Source organism: Roseateles subflavus (assembly GCF_030285365.1).
GTDB lineage: Bacteria > Pseudomonadota > Gammaproteobacteria > Burkholderiales > Burkholderiaceae_C > Roseateles_B > Roseateles_B subflavus.
This window is the reverse complement of record NZ_JASVDS010000003.1, coordinates 127,516-141,657: the sequence shown is the minus strand read 5'-3', so window position 1 is coordinate 141,657 and position 14,142 is coordinate 127,516. Positions and strand designations below refer to the sequence as shown.

The window sequence follows — 14,142 nt, the reverse complement described above, 5'->3', positions numbered from 1 at the left end:
TCCGTCTCCCTTCAGTGCTCGTGGGCGGCGCCGGCCTTGCCCAGCTCCGACTTCAGGACGAAGGCGTTCGCCACGGCGATGCGGTCGCCCGCCACCAGGCCCTCCAGCACCTCCACCGTCCGGCCGTCGCTGCGGCCGGTCCGCACCGGCACGGCCTGGAAGCCGCCCGGCACGACCTTGAACGCCACGGTCTGCTGCCCCAGGGTCTGAAGCGCGTCGGCGGCCACGGCGACGGGCACGGACTGCTCGGCCCCCAGCACACGCACCGTGACGAAGAGCCCCGGGCGCCACGCCCCGCGTGGATTGGCCAGCGTGACGCGGGCGCGTGCCGTGCGCGTCTGCTCGCCCAGGAGCGCGCCCACATAGGACACCGTGCCCGCCACCTGCTCCTCGAAGGCCGACGACGTGACGACGACCTGCTGCCCCACGCGCACGACGGCCAGGTCCTGCGGCGCCACGGCGAACTCCGCCCAGACCGTGCCAAGGTCGGAGAGCGTGAAGACGCTGGCGTCCTCGCGGACCGATTCGCCCCGCGAGAGGTGCTTCTCGACCACGGTGCCGGCGAAGGGCGCGCGAAGCTCGAAGCGGTTCAGGCTGCCCGCGGCGCCGGTGGCCCCCAGGGCGGCGAGCTTCTGCCGGGCGTTGTCCACGGCGATGCCCGCCTCGCGCAGGGCGGTCTGGGCCTGGAGGTAGTCCTGCTCGGCGGAGATGCGGTCCTGCCAGAGCTGCTTCTCGCGCGCGTGCGTCGCGAGGGCCGCCTCCTGCCGGCGCTGCGCCGTCAGCAGCTCGCTGCGCAGCTCCGACAGCGCGGGGCTGGCGATGACCGCCAGCACCTGCCCGCTGCGGACCTGCTGGCCCAGCTGGGCGCTCACCGAGTCCGCCACGCCGGCCAGGCGCGGCACGACGTGGGCCGTGCGGTCCTCGTTGAAGCGGATCTCGCCGGAGAAATCGCTGACGGCCCGCAAGGTGCCCGGCCCCGCCGCCTGCACCGTGAGACCGGCCGCCTGCTGCTGCGCGGCGGTGAGGCGGATCAGCGCCGCCTCGTCGGTGTGCGCCGCGGCCGAGTCTGCGGTCTTGTCGGCGCTCTTGTCGGCCTCCTTGTCAGCGTGGGAGTCGCCCTCCCGGTGGGCATGCTCGCCCGGCGTCGGCGCCGCGGTGCGGCCGGTCCACAGGACGGCCCCGCTGCCGAGCAGCCCAGCCGCGACCACGGCGGCCATCCAGGTCTGTTGCTTCTTCGTGATGTTCATGGGTGTTCCCTTCAACGGCCGGTGATCCGGTCCAGGGTGGCCGCGGCCTGATGCGCGGCGGCCAGGGTGTTCAGGTAGCGCGCACGTGCCTGGAGCAGCGTGCGCTGGGCGTCGAGGACCTCGAGGAAGCCGAACTTGCCCGCCTCGAAGCCTCGGCTGGCGGCGTCATGGGCTTCCTGCGCGGCGGGCAGCACCGTGTCCTGCAGCGCCTGCAGCGCGGCCTGGGCGCCGGTCAGCCGGGTCGAGGCCTCCTGCAGCTCGGCCAGCAGCTTCAGCCGCGCGAGCTGCTGCTCGTCCCGGGCCTGATCGGCCAGGCGGGAGGCCTCGACGACGCTGCCCTGGTTGCGATCGAACAGTGGCAGCGGCAAGGCCAGGCCGAGCACGGCCTGCGAGCGCCCCGTGGAGGCGTCACGCTTGCTGCCGAGGCTGAGCATCACGTCCGGGCTTGCCTTGCTGCGCTCGACCGCCACGAGCGCCACGCGCCGATCGACCTCGGCCTGGGCCGCCATCAGGGCGGGCGCCTCGTCGATCTGCGCGGACAGCGCCTCGAATCCCGGCCGCTCGGGCCACGCCCGGGCCTCGCCCTGGACGCGCCCAAAGGCGGGCGCCACATCGCCCAGGAGCGCGGCCAGCGCGTGGTGCGCCATTCGCAGCTCGCCCTGGGCCTCGGCCCGCTCCAGCCGGGCCTGCGCAAGATCCACCCGGGCCCGCGTGGCCTCGACGGGCGACACCTTGCCGGCGGCCACGCGCCGGCCTGCCGCTTCGGCCGCCCGCGCCGCGATGCCGACCGCGCCGTCGGCCAGCGTCAGGCGCTCCTGCGCCACCAGCGCCGCGAAGAAGGCCTGGGCGACGCCGGCGCGCAGCTCGGCACGCGCGCGCCGCAGCTCGGCCTCGGCCAAGCCGACGGCCCGCGCTGCCGCCGTGAGCCGCGCTTGACGTTTGCCGCCGAGCTCCAGCGGCACGCCGACCATCACCGTGGTCGTCCGCGCCTCGCTGCGGGCGTCCTCGACGGTGACGCTGAGCTCCGGATTGCGCCACGCGCCGGCCTGCTGCGCCGCGGCCCGGGCCGCCTCGACCTGGCGCGAGGCCGCGGCCAGGGCCGGACTTCGCGCGAGGGCCTGCGAGAGCGCCTGCTCGAGCGTCAGGGGTGAGGTCGCAGGCGCCGCGGGGGCAGCGTCAGCCGGCGTGGTGGTTGAAGTGGAAGTGGAAGTGGAAGTGGAAGTGGAAAGGGGCGCGGGCGTTTGTGCCCACGCCGGGACAGGGCTGTGCATGGCGGCCGCCAGCCCGAGCGGCCATAGGAGTCTGCTCATCGAATCTCATCGGTTGAAACCTCGGGATTCGGCGAGACGGCATGACGGGAGTTTCAGACGTCTCGCCGGCTAGGCGAGACGCGGCCACTGAGGGCGATCGGGCGTGCGCTGTGGCGCTGAGGGACGTTTGGCGTCCCCGAGGGATCGGGGCACGTCGGCACGAAGCGCTGCCAGCGGCGGCGCCTCCAGCCCGGGCAAGGAAGCCACCGAGCCTGCATGGCAGAAGCTGCAGTCCAGGTCCGCGGCCAGCTTGCCGAGCCCGGCCGGCTTGGCATCCGCATGGACATGCGCGTGATGTCCGAAGTGCTGCGCGCCCTGCGCCGTCGTCTCATGCTCGCAGTACGTCGCGGCCACGGCCCAGGAGAGCTGGAGTGGCAGCAGCACGGCAATGAGGAGGGCGAGCAGGCGCTTCATGTCGGCGAGATTATCACCGGAGCCGCGGTGGCCGCCGGATGGCAACATGCCGCCCCTCAGGACCCCGGCTTGGCGAACCCAGCCCGGGCACCTGAACATCGCGTGTGAACGCCCGCCCCCGCGCGCCTCGGCTCGGCAGGGCGAATCACCGATCGACACTCGCCCCCAACATCCCGCATTCAGACGGGCCGCCCCCCTGTCACGGCGCCCTCCCCTGAAAGCTGCGATCTGCCTGGCAGGCCTTGCCTACGTCGACGGGCTGCTCATTGGCGGCCTGTCGAGGGCCGTCCAGCGGCTGTCGCGCAAGGCGCCGCCTGGTCTGGCCTGGTGGCAAGGGCTCCTGGCGCCGCTGACCCTCGGCGGCGTTGCCATGGCCGGTGAATGGCTCTTCCAGACACTGCAGCCCCGCACGGGCCTCGGCCACGACGGTCGCCGCCGATCGAAGCGCCTCCTCCACCGGGCCCTCCTCTTCGTGTTGCTGGCCGCATGGGCGATCGGCACGGCCCTGTACCGGGGGGGCCGTCGAGGCACCGACTCACCGCCAGGGGCCCCTCGTCCGCCAAGGACGCACCGGGGGCCCACGAGGTACGGTCGTGCCCGCCTCGTGGCGGGGCATGGCGACCCGCGCCTGAGCCGCGTCGGCATGCCAAAGCCGTCGCCCCGCGTCGGAGGGCCGTCGCGCTCTGCGTGTGGCGATGCGGGTCGGCGAGAATCACCGCCTGGCCGGCCCCTGGTCGGATGGACAGCCTGTCCCCATCTCCAGCTGGCGCCGTCAGCCCACTCATGACCGATTCTCACTACACGACCTTGCCGCACTGGCCCAATGCCTACCCGGCCAGCGGCGCCAGCGCCACCCTGAAGCTCCTCAACGAGGACTTCATCGTCACAGAGCTGCCGCTGCAGCTTCCCTCCGGCGCGGGCGAGCACGTCTGGCTGGACGTCGAGAAGAACGGCGCCAATACCGCCTTCGTGGCCGAGCAGCTGGCCGCGGCCGCGGGCGTGCAGCCGTGGGATGTCGGCTATGCCGGCCTCAAGGACCGCTACGCCATCACCCGCCAGTGGTTCAGCCTCTATCTGCCCAAGGGCGAGACGCCCGACCTGACCCAGCTGCAGCACCCGGAGTTCAAGGTGCTGAGCCAGAGCCGCCACGTGAAGAAGCTGCGCCCCGGTGACCTGCAGGGCAACCGCTTCCGCATCGTGCTGCGTGACGTGGCCGGGGACCGCGAGGCCATCGAGGCCAATCTCCAGGCCATCGCGGCGCAAGGCGTGCCCAACTACTTCGGCGCCCAGCGCTTCGGCCACGACGGCGGCAATGTCGAACAGGGCCGGGCCATGCTGGCGCGCGAGATCCGCGTGCGCAATCCGAAGAAGAAGGGCATCTACCTGTCCGCGGTGCGCTCCTTCGTCTTCAATGAGGTGCTGGCGCTGCGCATCCAGCAGGGGCGCTGGGGTCAGACCTTGCCCGGCGACGTGATGGACGAGGCCGGCCGGCCGACCGGTCCACTCTGGGGCCGGGGCCGCGTGAGCACCACCGAGGAGGCCCAGGCGCTGGAAATGGGCGTGGCGGCGCGACACGCCACCTTGTGCGACGGCATGGAGCACGCCGGCCTGGACCAGGAGCGCCGCGCCCTCGTGGCAAGCCCGGCGGACATGACGTGGGAATGGCCGCAAGCCCAGCAGCTGGTGCTGACCTTCTCGCTGCCCGCCGGCAACTACGCCACCTCCGTGCTGAACGAGATCCTCCGCACCACGGAGCCGGACCGGCACACGGAAGGCGAGCCGCCGGCGGCCGAGTGAGGCGGGTCGCGAACGGTCAGGCGTGAGCGGGGAGCCGTTCAGCGAATCGGGATGCCCCGCGCTCAGCCGCGCGCATCGTCGAGCAGCAGGCTCTTCACCTTGGTGGTGATGATGTCCACCGCCGGGCCGTTGGCGCCATGCGGCAGGATCACGTCGGCGTTGCGCTTGGTCGGCTCGATGAACTGCTTGTGCATGGGGCGCACGGTGTCCAGATACTGGTTCACCACCGACTCGGTGCTGCGGCCACGCTCCGAGATGTCGCGCTGCAGGCGCCGGATGAAGCGCACGTCCGAGGCCGTGTCCACATAGATCTTCAGCGACATCATGTTGCGCAGCTTGGTGTCGTACAGCGCGAAGAGGCCCTCGACCACGATCACCGGTGCGGGCTTCACGGTGATGGTTTCGCTGGAGCGGTTGTCGGCCGCGAAGTCATACACCGGCATCTCGATCGCCTCGCCCTTGCGCAGCGCGGCCAGATGCTGCGCCATCAGCGGCCAGTCGAAGGCATCGGGATGATCGTAGTTCTGCTTGCGCCGGTCCTCCGGCGGCATGTGGGACTGGTCCCGGTAGTAGTCATCCTGCATCACCACCGCCACGTTCTCCGACCCGATGGCGGCCAGCACCTGGCGTGTCACCGTCGACTTGCCGCTGCCGCTGCCCCCCGCGACACCGATGACGAAAGGCTTGTGTGGAGTTTTGGGCATGACGTGGGGGCGGGCGTGGGAGAGGCCCGCAAATAGACGAGGAGCGCGGGGATTTTATGCGGCGGCGGGGCCCCTGGGCCTGGCGGCACGCCGCGCGATCTCGCCGTGGGGCCCGCCTTGTGGGCCCACGCCCCGCAGAGGGGCCCTCCGCCGGAGCGGGGGCCTTCGCGATGCAGCGAGCCGGCGGGGCCGCCATCAGCACGGGCCTCTCACCCCGCGGGGACGGCAGGGCGGCGTCCCTGGGCCTCAAGGACCCGAGGTCGCGGGCGGCGTCGTCTGCAGGCGCCCCAGCCGCATCAGCGTCCCGAAGGCAAGCAGGCCCAGCGCGGCGGTGAGCCAGAGGGCCTGCCCCTGCCAGCGGTCCAGCGCGAGACCGAACAGCCACGGCGCAAAGGCCTGGGCGACGCGCGCCGGCAGCATCAACAGACCCTGCCGATGGCCGTAGCCCTGCGCGCCAAAGATCACCAGCGGCAGGGTGCCCTTGGCGATGGTCAGCACGCCATTGCCTGCCCCATGCAGGAGGCCGAAGGCCGCCCCCGCCGGGCCGCCGAGGATCAGAAGCCCGAGGGCGCCGAGCGGATGCGCCAACGTGGCCAGGCGGGCCGACAGCAGCGGATGCACGCGGCGCAGGAAGCCGAACTCGAACAGGCGCGCGGCCACCTGCGAGGGGCCGATCAGTGCAGCAATGCCCACGGCACCCGCCACGCCGATCCCGAAGCCCTGGAGCAAGCGCGGGAAGTGCGCGGCCATGGCGGTGCTGGTGAACCAGGTCGAGGCGAACACGAAGGACAGCGCGAGCACGGCGCCCAGGCCCGGCTCGGTGGCGGTCGCCGGCTCGCCCGAATCGCCCGAATCGCCCGGACGCGAGCCTGGGCCTGGTCCGGCCGCATCGTGTGCCGGTTCGGCCCGCGGCAGGCTCAGGTTCAGCGGCAGCCCCACCAGCACATGCAGCGCCGCCCAGGTCCAGCAGGCCTCCCGCCAGCCCCACTGCGCGCTCAGCCAGGCACTCAGCGGCCAGCCCACCGTGCTGGCGAAGCCGGCGATGAGGGTGATGCCGGTGATCATCTGGCGGGACTCCAGCCGATGCAGCCGGACCAGCGTCGCGAAGGCGGCCTCGTACAGCCCGCTGCCCATCGCGAGGCCCATGACCCCCCAGGCCAGCAGCAGGCTGGTGAAGCCCGTGCTCGTCGCCATCAGGGCCAGGCCGCTCGCGAAGAGGAGGCTCGTGCCCGCGAGCACGCGCCGGCCGCCTTGCTGGTCGATCATGCGTCCGGCACGCGGACCGACCAGCGCGGACACCACCAGGGCCACCGAGAAGGCCGCGAAGACGTCCGGCGCATCCAGCCCCAGCGAGCGGGCCATGGGCTGGGCCAGCATCGCCGGGAGGTAGTAGGACGAGGCCCAGGCCAGGGTCTGGGCCAGGCCCAGGGCCATGACGGTCGTGGCGCGACGCTGGCGCATGCTCAGCCGCAGCACCGGGAGGCAGGGGCTGCCGCGTCCCGTGCGGGCTGGGGGCCGCAGCAGGACGCGCTGGCCGGGGCCGTGATCGCGAGCGGTGAGGCCACCTCGGCAGGCGCCTCCGCGGCAGGCCTCGTCTCGCCTGGGGCGCCGCAGCAGGCGCTGCTGCCGGCATCCGCATGGTCGGCGCCGAGGGAGCACACGCCCGTCTCCGGCAGGTCCAGCTCGACCCGGTCGGCGGCCTCCAGGTCACCCGCCAGCGCAGCGACGACGGAGCGCGCCTGCTCGAAGCCCGTGGCCATCAGGAAGGTCGGCGCACGGCCATAGCTCTTCACGCCCACGGTGTAAAAGCCCGGCTCCGGATGCGACAGCTCCCGATGGCCATGGGGCCGTACGGTGCCGCAGCTGTGCAGGTTCGGGTCGATCAGCGGGCCCAGGGCCTCGGTGGACTCCAGCCAGGGATCGAGCTTGAGGCGCAGCTCGCTGCCGATGCGCAGGTCGGGGCGCTGGCCGGTGGCGCAGATGATCTCGTCGATGCCGGGCACTTCGATGGGCCGCTGCTGCGCATCCGTGCCCAGGACGGTCAGCTGGCCCGACGCCTCCCGGCGGATCTCGGTGATGTGCAGGCCGCTGAAGAACTCCAGCTCCGCGTTCTCGCGCAGGCGCTGCAGCGCGCTGCCGAGCTCGCCGCGCGCAGGCAGCGCATCCGCACTGCCACCGCCGAAGACGCGTTGCAGCGAGGGCGAGCGCACCGCCCACGCCAGCCGGGTGCCCGGGGCCTCCCGGGCCAGCTCGGCCAGGGATAGCAGGGCGTTGGCGGCCGAGTGCCCGGCGCCCACCACCAGGGTCCGCCTGCCCGTGTAGCGCAGGCGCTGCGCGCCGAGCACATCGGGGATGCCGTAGAAGATCTGAGACGCCGCCGCCGCTTCACCGAGCGCTGGCAGGCCATGGGCGCCCAGGGGATTGGGCGTGCGCCAGGTGCCGGTGGCATCGATGACGGCACGAGCACGCACGCTGCGCTCGCGCCCGTCCTGCACATAGCGCACGACAAACGCGGCCTGCTCCCGCCCGGTGCTCTTGACCTTGTCGTAGCCCTCGCGGCTGAGGGCGGTCACACGCGCCCCGAGCTGCAAGGCGCCGGCCACCGCCGGCAGTGCGGCGAAGGGTTTCAGGACGCGCTCGACGACCTCGGCCGCAAACGGCAGTTCGGCGTCAGGCGGAGCCATCCAGCCGGTCGGCGCCAGCAGCCGGGCCATGCTGGCGTCGACGTTGTACCGCCAGGGGGAGAACAGGCGCACATGGCCGTAGTCCAGGAGATGGGTGCCCACCTCACGACCGGCTTCCAGCACCACGAAGGGCAGGCCGCGCTCGATCAGCTGGGCGGCCGCGGCCAGTCCCACCGGGCCCGCACCGAGCACCGCGACCGGCAGATCGCCGTCCCGCTTCGGCAGCTCACGCAGGGTCAGGCTCATGAAGGCGGCGCAGGCCGGGCAGGCGCCCTGGAACTCGGCCGAGGCCTTGAGGGCCGCCGGCGCGTCTTCCCGGCTGCCGCGCTTGAAGCCGAACTGCGCGAAGTACTCCGGCGCGGTGACGGTCAGCAGGTGCAGCGAGGCGATGTCCCGGGCGCGCGCCTGCTGCAGCAGCGTCTGCAGCATCAGCCGGCCGATGCCCTTCTTGTGCAGCCCCGGGGCCACGGCCACCGAGCGCAGCAGCGCCACGGCGCCATAGACCTCGGCGCCGGCACAGCCGACGACGTCGCCGTTTGAAATGGCCAGCACATAGGTCGCGAGGTGCTCGCGTGCCCCTTCGACGGGGAGCTTGTTGGCCAGCAGCAGGGCTTCGATGGCGGGCCAGTCGGAGGCGCCAGCCTGGCGCAGGGAGAGTGGGTTCAACAACATGAGGGTGTGTCCTTGACGTTCGTGACGTCCTGGGCCTCGGGCGGCGGGAGGCAGCACATGGCGGCCTGGTCCTCCCGCAGGGCCTGAAGCAGCAGCAACAGGGATTGCTCGACGGCAGCGCGCTGGCGCTCACCCAGGCGGTCCAGCAACTGGTCCGCGTGGGCGTCGAGCGTGTGGTTCAGCGCATGGACGGTGCGCACGCCGTCGGCGGTGAGCGTGACGAGCCAGCTCCTTGCGTCGGACGGGTTCGGCTCCTTGGTCACCCAGCCACGCGCTGCCATGGCCTCCACCGCGCGCGACACCCAGCTCTTCTCCAGGCTGACCCGCGTGCCCAGCTCCGACAGCGACAAGGGCCCGGAGCGCGCCAGCTCGGTCAACAGGTGGCACTGGGTGCTGGTGGTGCTGCAGCAGTCCGCGACCACGCGCTGGGCCCGCGTGTAGAGGCGAGCCACCTCGCGCAGCAGGCTGCCAGGGCTGGACGGAGAGGGAGCGGATGCTTGAGGCATGTGGGTGTGTATAGCAACGACTTGAGCGCACGATAGGAAGCTCCCCATAGGTTGTCAATAGCAACTATCTGGGTCAAGAGAACGGGGCCGCGGCCCCGTGCGTCAGGGGATCAGGGGGTCAGGTCTTGTGCGCCTGCCTCGGTTCTTCATCCGAGTCCCGAGCCGATGCGCCCCTGGGCGAGAGCAGGCGCGCCACGCCGACGGCAAGCCCCGCGCCCACCAGTTGCGCCAGCACAAAGCCGGGTGCGCTGGCGGGAGCGATGCCGGCGAAGCTGTCGCTGAACATGCGGCCGAACACCGCGGCGGGATTGGCAAATGACGTGGAGGCCGTGAACCAGTAGGCCGCCCCGATGTAGGCGGCGACGAGGGACGAGGCCCGGCCGGCCGGCGCGCGCAGGATCACCAGCAACAGCCCGAAGGTGGCCACGGCTTCGGCGATCCACTGCCCCGCGCCGCCCCTCAGCTTGCCCGACCACTGCAGGATGCTCAGGTCGAACATGGCATGCGCCAGCCAGGCGCCCATCATGGCGCCGAGCAGCTGGACCAGCACGTAAGGCGCGAGAAGGCCCATGGGCAGCTCGCCACGGGCGGCCATCACCAGCGAGACCGCCGGATTGAAGTGCGCGCCGCTGAGCGGGCCGAACACCTCGATCAGCACATAGAGGCCGCCCACGGTGGCCGCCGCATTGGCCAGCAGCGCGAGGGCCACGTTGCCGCCCGACAGGTGCTCAGCCATGATCCCGGAGCCGATCACCACGGCCAGCAGCAGCGCAGTGCCCAGACCTTCGGCCAGCAGCTTCTGGGAGGTGCGTGCAGTCATGGTCTGCCTCAGCTTTTGGCGATGGCCTGGAGCGCCGCCAGCAGCTCGGCCTTGCTCAGGGTCTCCAGCGGCAGTGCCAGCAGCTGCAGCATGCGGTAGCCGATGGCCTGGCGCGTCAGCTCGAAGGCGCGGCGCTTGCCCTCGTCGCCACCTTCGGCATTGGAGGGGTCGGGGTAGCCCCAGTGCACCTTCACCGGCTGGCCGTGTCCGCCGAAGAAGACCGGACACTGCTCCGCGGCCGCGCTGTCGCAGACGGTGATCACGATGGACAGGGGCGGAGCCTCGGGCGTGGTGAACTCGTCCCAGCTCTTGCTGCGGTAGCCGCTGACATCGACACCCGCCTGGGTCAGCGCTTCGAGCGCGAAGGGGTTGAGGCGGCCGCTGGGTGCACTGCCGGCGCTGAAGGCCTTGACGTCCTTGCCCAGCTTGGCAGCCAAGTGGCTGAGCATGCCTTCAGAGAGCACGCTACGCGCGGAGTTGTGAGTGCAGAGAATGAGGACGTTGGTGGTCATGGTCGGTCGGAGGCGGCGTTGGGCTCAGCGGTGGCTCGAATGAGGGGTCAGCAGCGGCAGGGGGATGTCTGGGTCTGCAGGCAGCTCTCGCCCAGGCAACAGTTCTCGGTCAGGAAGGCCAGCAGTTCGTTCATCTGCTCGAAGGCGGCGCGGTACACCACATTGCGGCTGATTCGCTCCTGCGTCACCAGACCCGCGTGGCTCAGTTCCTTCAGATGGAAGGACAGGGTTGCAGCCGGCACCTCCAGCGCTTCTGCGATGGCACCTGGCGTGAGACCTTGTGGGCCCGCGACGACCAGCAGACGGAACACCTTGAGCCGATGGGCTTGCGCCAGGGCCGCGAGGGAACGGACGACTTGTTGTTCTTCCATAGGTTGATAATTCTATAGAATTGGAAATATTGATGCAAGGCAAGTCGCAATCCCGGACTTTGCGCGAACCTTGTGTCGGTTCGACGGCCACAACCTCAGGAGCTCACCATGCCCACCCTCCAGATCTTCGATCCCGCCCTGTGCTGCAGCAGCGGTGTCTGCGGCCAGGATGTCGACGCCCAACTGGTCCAGGCGGCGGCCGATGTCGACTGGGCCAAGAGTCAGGGGGCGTCCATTGAGCGCTTCAACCTGGCCCAGCAGCCCCTGGCATTTGCCCAGCACGAGGCCGTGCGCGGCTTCCTGGAGCGGTCCGGGCAGGACGCCTTGCCGATCACCTTGCTGGACGGTCAAGTCGTGCTCGCGGGGCGCAATCCGAGCCGTCAGCAGCTGGCGCAATGGACGGGCCTGACGGCCGCCGGCGACAGCGTGAATGCCGGCAGCTGCTGCAGCGGCAGCAAGTGCTGCTGAACCGGGAGGCTCCATGAAGTTCATTGACGACTTGCCCCGCTTCGCGTTCTTCACCGGCAAAGGGGGCGTCGGCAAGACGTCCCTCGCCTGCGCGACGGCCGTCAAGCTGGCGGAGGCCGGCCGGCGTGTGTTGCTGGTCAGCACCGACCCGGCCTCCAACGTGGGCCAGGTCTTTGGCATCCGCATCGGCAACCAGATCACCGCGGTGCCTGAGGTGCCCAAGCTCTGGGCCATGGAGATCGACCCGCAGGCCGCCGCCCAGGGCTACCGGGACCGCATCGTCGGGCCGGTGCGAGGCGTGCTGCCGGCCGATGTCGTCCAGGGCATCGAGGAGCAACTCTCCGGGGCCTGCACCACGGAGATTGCCGCCTTCGACGAGTTCACGGGCCTGCTCACCGACGCGTCGCTGGTCCAGCGCTTCGACCATGTCATCTTCGACACGGCGCCGACGGGGCACACCATCCGCCTGCTCCAGCTGCCTGGCGCCTGGAACAGCTTCCTGGAGGCCGGCAAGGGCGATGCCTCCTGCCTCGGCCCCCTGGCCGGCCTGGAGAAGCAGCGCGCGCAGTACAAGGCGGCCGTGGAGGCCCTGGCCGATCCGGCTCGCACACGCCTGATCCTCGTGGCCCGCGCCCAGGCCTCGACCTTGCGCGAGGTGGCACGCACCCATGAGGAGTTGGCCCGCATCGGCCTGACACGGCAGCACCTGGTCATCAACGGTGTCATGCCTGCCGCCGAAGGCGCGGACGATCCCCTGGCCGCCGCCGTGGTGCAGCGCGAGCAAGCCGCCCTCGCCGCCATGCCCGAGGTTCTTGGCGAGTTGCCGATGGACCAGGTTCCGCTGAAGGCCTTCGACCTGGTCGGTCTCGCGGCGCTGCGTCAGTTCCTGGATGCTGCGGCCCCGCTGGGGGAGGCCGCCAGCGCCGCTCCCGACGCGCCTCTTTCGGCACCCACGCTGGCCCAGCTGGTGGATGACCTGGCGGCGCCGGGGCACGGGCTCATCATGGTGATGGGCAAGGGCGGCGTGGGCAAGACGACGCTGGCAGCGGCCGTCGCCGTCGACCTGGCGCGACGAGGCATGCCGGTGCATCTCACGACGTCCGATCCAGCCGCACACCTGGCGGAGACGCTGGCGAGCCAGATGGAGCACCTGACCGTCAGCCGCATCGACCCGCACGTGGAGACCCAGCGCTACCGCGAGCAGGTCTTGGCGACCAAGGGCAAGAACCTGGACGCCCAGGGCCGCGCCTTGCTGGAGGAAGACCTGCGCTCGCCCTGCACCGAGGAGATCGCCGTCTTCCAGGCCTTCTCGCGCATCATCCGCGAGGCCGGCCGCAAGTTCGTCGTGATGGACACCGCCCCGACCGGGCATACCCTGCTGCTGCTGGATGCCACCGGGGCCTATCACCGCGAGATTGCGCGGCAGATGTCGGGTTCGGGCGTGCACTTCACGACACCCATGATGCAGTTGCAGGACGAGGCCCGCACCCGGGTGCTGATCACGACGCTCGCCGAGAACACGCCCGTGCAGGAGGCCGCCGCGCTGCAGGACGATCTGCGCCGGGCCGGCGTCGAGCCCTGGGCCTGGGTGGTCAACAACAGCGTGGCGGTCACGCGGACGCAGTCACCCTTGCTGCGTGCTCGGGCGGCCCGGGAGCGGCCCTTCATCGAGGCCGTGGCGCAGCAGCACGCGAGGCGCTACGCCGTGGTTCCCCTCATGGCGGAGGAACCGGTGGGGGTCGACAGGCTCCGGGCGTTGGTGAGTCGTTCCGCCTGAGTGCGGGACGCGAGGTGAAAGCCCGGGCAGCCGGTCATGAACGACAGCGGTGGCCCGCAGGGTCGACGCCTGCGTCGTACCGGGCAGCGGGCATGCAGCTCCGCAGGGCGACTGACGACACGCGCGGCAGAGCGTCCCTTCAACAGCGGGCCGGAGCTTCAGACGAAGCGTGGCCGCCCGCGTCATCAGGCCTGAAGAGCCGCCTGGCCGGGCGCCGTCCTTGAGCGCTGGCGGCCCGGCCGGCGGGCTCCCCGTCCGACATCACCCGCCGCAAGCGCGCGAGTTCCTCGGCCCTCAAGGAAGGCTCAGGTCCATGCCGAGCGTCCTGGCCAGTCCGAAGGTCAGGAACAGCACGACGAGGAGCAACAGCATGAACACGGCCAGGTACTTGGCGCCCATGCCGAGCAGCGCGCGCCGGTCCACCGTCATCTTCTCGCGGTCGTAATGCCACTTGATGGCGAAGACCATGCCTGTGACGAAGACCAGACCCTTGAACAGCACGAAGACGACGAGAACCCAATCCACCCGAGCATTCCTGGTTGTTGCACGACATCGTCCATCTTGACAGCAAGCCCGCGCGGCGGACATTGGGCGTTTTGACTCACCGCCTGCACGCCAACAGGACACCCCCTGCGCGGCGGCACCCGGCATGCCTGCACTGGCAACTTCATGCGGGCCGGCGGGAAGCAGCATCACCCAGACCTGGCCCGGGGTGATCTGGTCGCCGCCGAGTACGACCCGCCGCCGCGGCTTTCCCGACGAGGCGGGTCACCGGGCGCTGCCGTCACGCCTAGGCGCGATCCCGGCCTTCCCGGAGGAACAGCACGGCGCCACCGGGAGGGCAACGCATCAACGTCGAC

General features: G+C 71.1%; 14 protein-coding genes. 3 read left to right on the top strand and 11 right to left on the bottom strand.

Annotation, left to right across the window (positions count from 1 at the left end; translation table 11 throughout):
- Positions 1-11: 11 nt before the first annotated feature.
- From QRD43_RS11640 to QRD43_RS11630, 3 genes are all read right to left on the bottom strand, one after another.
- Positions 12-1,247 carry an efflux RND transporter periplasmic adaptor subunit gene (locus tag QRD43_RS11640; protein WP_285982649.1) on the bottom strand — a complete coding sequence of 412 codons (1,236 nt, stop codon included), beginning with the start codon at positions 1,245-1,247 and terminating at the stop codon, positions 12-14.
- A gap of 11 nt (positions 1,248-1,258) precedes the next feature.
- Positions 1,259-2,557, bottom strand: a complete 1,299-nt coding sequence (locus tag QRD43_RS11635; RefSeq protein ID WP_285982648.1) for a TolC family protein — start codon at positions 2,555-2,557, stop codon at positions 1,259-1,261.
- 69 nt (positions 2,558-2,626) lie between these two features.
- Positions 2,627-2,971 (bottom strand): cobalt-zinc-cadmium resistance protein, encoded by a 345-nt coding sequence (locus QRD43_RS11630; RefSeq protein WP_285982647.1) that lies wholly within the window; start codon positions 2,969-2,971, stop codon positions 2,627-2,629.
- A 783-nt stretch (positions 2,972-3,754) separates the two neighbouring features.
- On the opposite strand from QRD43_RS11630, the gene truD reads away from it, so the two are divergent.
- The gene (gene truD / locus QRD43_RS11625) at positions 3,755-4,768 is read left to right on the top strand and encodes a tRNA pseudouridine(13) synthase TruD (protein WP_285982646.1); all 1,014 of its coding nucleotides are present in this window, start codon (positions 3,755-3,757) and stop codon (positions 4,766-4,768) included.
- 62 nt (positions 4,769-4,830) lie between these two features.
- Here truD and udk read toward each other — a convergent pair whose 3' ends face one another.
- The 7 genes from udk to QRD43_RS11585 all read right to left on the bottom strand — a co-directional run bounded on the left by udk (position 4,831) and on the right by QRD43_RS11585 (position 11,037).
- Complete coding sequence (gene udk / locus QRD43_RS11620) at positions 4,831-5,472, bottom strand: uridine kinase (protein WP_285982645.1); 642 nt, start codon at positions 5,470-5,472, stop codon at positions 4,831-4,833.
- 246 nt (positions 5,473-5,718) lie between these two features.
- Positions 5,719-6,933, bottom strand: a complete 1,215-nt coding sequence (locus QRD43_RS11615) for an MFS transporter (protein ID WP_285982644.1) — start codon at positions 6,931-6,933, stop codon at positions 5,719-5,721.
- A 2-nt stretch (positions 6,934-6,935) separates the two neighbouring features.
- Entirely contained in the window at positions 6,936-8,828 is a 1,893-nt protein-coding gene (gene arsN2, locus QRD43_RS11610) for an arsenic resistance N-acetyltransferase ArsN2 (RefSeq protein ID WP_342399035.1), read from the bottom strand.
- Positions 8,819-9,334 carry a MarR family winged helix-turn-helix transcriptional regulator gene (locus QRD43_RS11600; RefSeq protein ID WP_285982643.1) on the bottom strand — a complete coding sequence of 172 codons (516 nt, stop codon included), beginning with the start codon at positions 9,332-9,334 and terminating at the stop codon, positions 8,819-8,821. The genes arsN2 and QRD43_RS11600 overlap by 10 nt, the downstream gene beginning before the upstream one ends.
- 118 nt (positions 9,335-9,452) lie before the next feature.
- Positions 9,453-10,154 (bottom strand): aquaporin, encoded by a 702-nt coding sequence (locus tag QRD43_RS11595; protein WP_285982642.1) that lies wholly within the window; start codon positions 10,152-10,154, stop codon positions 9,453-9,455.
- Positions 10,155-10,162: 8 nt separating this feature from the next.
- Positions 10,163-10,666 carry an arsenate reductase ArsC gene (locus tag QRD43_RS11590; protein ID WP_285982641.1) on the bottom strand — a complete coding sequence of 168 codons (504 nt, stop codon included), beginning with the start codon at positions 10,664-10,666 and terminating at the stop codon, positions 10,163-10,165.
- A 47-nt stretch (positions 10,667-10,713) separates the two neighbouring features.
- A complete protein-coding gene (locus QRD43_RS11585; protein WP_285982640.1) occupies positions 10,714-11,037 on the bottom strand; it encodes an ArsR/SmtB family transcription factor in 324 nt (107 codons plus the stop codon).
- A 108-nt stretch (positions 11,038-11,145) separates the two neighbouring features.
- Between QRD43_RS11585 and arsD the strand changes: the two genes are divergently transcribed.
- A complete protein-coding gene (arsD, locus tag QRD43_RS11580; RefSeq protein ID WP_285982639.1) occupies positions 11,146-11,505 on the top strand; it encodes an arsenite efflux transporter metallochaperone ArsD in 360 nt (119 codons plus the stop codon).
- Positions 11,506-11,518: 13 nt separating this feature from the next.
- Positions 11,519-13,282: an arsenical pump-driving ATPase gene (gene arsA, locus QRD43_RS11575; protein WP_285982638.1), complete on the top strand. Its 1,764-nt coding sequence runs from the start codon at positions 11,519-11,521 to the stop codon at positions 13,280-13,282.
- A 294-nt stretch (positions 13,283-13,576) separates the two neighbouring features.
- Here the strand turns inward: arsA and QRD43_RS11570 are convergent, their stop codons facing one another.
- Entirely contained in the window at positions 13,577-13,807 is a 231-nt protein-coding gene (locus QRD43_RS11570; RefSeq protein ID WP_285983205.1) for a hypothetical protein, read from the bottom strand.
- Positions 13,808-14,142 lie beyond the last annotated feature (335 nt).

Coding starts and splice junctions, on each gene's coding strand:
- QRD43_RS11640 (WP_285982649.1), bottom strand. CDS start 1,247: ATGAACATCACGAAGAAGCAACAGACCTGGATGGCCGCCGTGGTCGCG.
- QRD43_RS11635 (WP_285982648.1), bottom strand. CDS start 2,557: ATGAGCAGACTCCTATGGCCGCTCGGGCTGGCGGCCGCCATGCACAGC.
- QRD43_RS11630 (WP_285982647.1), bottom strand. CDS start 2,971: ATGAAGCGCCTGCTCGCCCTCCTCATTGCCGTGCTGCTGCCACTCCAG.
- truD (WP_285982646.1), top strand. CDS start 3,755: ATGACCGATTCTCACTACACGACCTTGCCGCACTGGCCCAATGCCTAC.
- udk (WP_285982645.1), bottom strand. CDS start 5,472: ATGCCCAAAACTCCACACAAGCCTTTCGTCATCGGTGTCGCGGGGGGC.
- QRD43_RS11615 (WP_285982644.1), bottom strand. CDS start 6,933: ATGCGCCAGCGTCGCGCCACGACCGTCATGGCCCTGGGCCTGGCCCAG.
- arsN2 (WP_342399035.1), bottom strand. CDS start 8,828: ATGTTGTTGAACCCACTCTCCCTGCGCCAGGCTGGCGCCTCCGACTGG.
- QRD43_RS11600 (WP_285982643.1), bottom strand. CDS start 9,334: ATGCCTCAAGCATCCGCTCCCTCTCCGTCCAGCCCTGGCAGCCTGCTG.
- QRD43_RS11595 (WP_285982642.1), bottom strand. CDS start 10,154: ATGACTGCACGCACCTCCCAGAAGCTGCTGGCCGAAGGTCTGGGCACT.
- QRD43_RS11590 (WP_285982641.1), bottom strand. CDS start 10,666: ATGACCACCAACGTCCTCATTCTCTGCACTCACAACTCCGCGCGTAGC.
- QRD43_RS11585 (WP_285982640.1), bottom strand. CDS start 11,037: ATGGAAGAACAACAAGTCGTCCGTTCCCTCGCGGCCCTGGCGCAAGCC.
- arsD (WP_285982639.1), top strand. CDS start 11,146: ATGCCCACCCTCCAGATCTTCGATCCCGCCCTGTGCTGCAGCAGCGGT.
- arsA (WP_285982638.1), top strand. CDS start 11,519: ATGAAGTTCATTGACGACTTGCCCCGCTTCGCGTTCTTCACCGGCAAA.